Here is a 1107-nt window from a genome sequence, read left to right on the forward strand (position 1 = left end):
TTTCCTTAGATGAATTAAATAAAAATTGGTCTGAAATAGACCTTTCCGCAGATGAAGAAACTCAAATAGCAAGTGTAGATATAATTGCAAAAGATTTCAATGTTGATTTTGAAAGTTTAGCTAATAATGTTGATATAGAAAAAAGTATTGAAAAAGATTTTGCAAATGCCTCTTCAATTGCATTTTCAATACAGACACTTGACTTTCATGGTTTATTTTTAGGTGACGCTCATTCTACAATAGTAGCTGAGGGACTTTCAGATAAATATCCAAATCAAAATCCAATTGTTTTTGATTATGTCAAACTATCCCATCATGGTAGTAAATTCAATATTTCAAATAAGTTTCTCGACAGTATAGAATGTTATAATTATATAGTTTCTACTAATGGAGGAAAAGGAAGAGCAAAACATCCAGATAGAGAAACTATTGCTAAGATTGTGTCTCATAAGAATATGCAAAAATCTAAAGTTCAATTTTATTTTAATTACCCTCTTTATGACATAGAGAGTAGAACTGGTAAATTATTTAAAGATGAAGAACTATTACTTTTTGATTGTCACCATAAAAATGAATTTACGGTATGAGTGTAGAATTGTTAAAAGAAATTGTAGTTAAGGTTTCTGCATCTGATGGGATTAATTCTATTTCGGGAAGTGGTGTAATAACAAAAAATAGGGATGGAGATTATTTTATTATTACTGCGGAACATTGTATAAATGGAAAAATTGATACAAGGCTAAAAGATATTGTTCGAGAAAACATTACAGTTCAATATAAGTTCAATAATGGAGATACTTTCAAAAATATAATTGTTTCAGATATATTATTTTGCGATGAGCAACAGGATATAGCTATACTTTCAATAGCACCCTTAAACGGGCAAAGCGATAATGTAATATATTCAAAACTAAATAACGAGTCTGATTGTAATGGAATAAATTTTAGAGGATTTCCTAAATGGTTAATTAAAAAAGATGAAGCAAAAACTTTCGATTGTAAAATAGATGAAGTTGATAGTGTAACTTTTATTATTAAGTCTGATGAAATTAAAGATTTATCTTTAGAAAAATCAATCAGTGAAACATCTAGTGGTTTATCTGGTAG

1 protein-coding gene and 1 pseudogene are annotated in these 1107 nt (G+C 28.1%); both read left to right on the top strand.

The genetic code is table 11. The features are described 5' to 3' along the window. Positions 1-587 (top strand): annotated as a pseudogene (locus FPG59_RS16835) (hypothetical protein); the annotation flags it as partial. Further along, positions 584-1107: hypothetical protein (locus FPG59_RS16250; protein ID WP_217875968.1), on the top strand; the 524-nt coding region annotated here is incomplete at its 3' end. The pseudogene FPG59_RS16835 and the gene FPG59_RS16250, both read left to right, overlap by 4 nt.

The organism is Flavobacterium sp. FPG59, assembly GCF_002150205.1.
Classification (GTDB): domain Bacteria; phylum Bacteroidota; class Bacteroidia; order Flavobacteriales; family Flavobacteriaceae; genus Flavobacterium.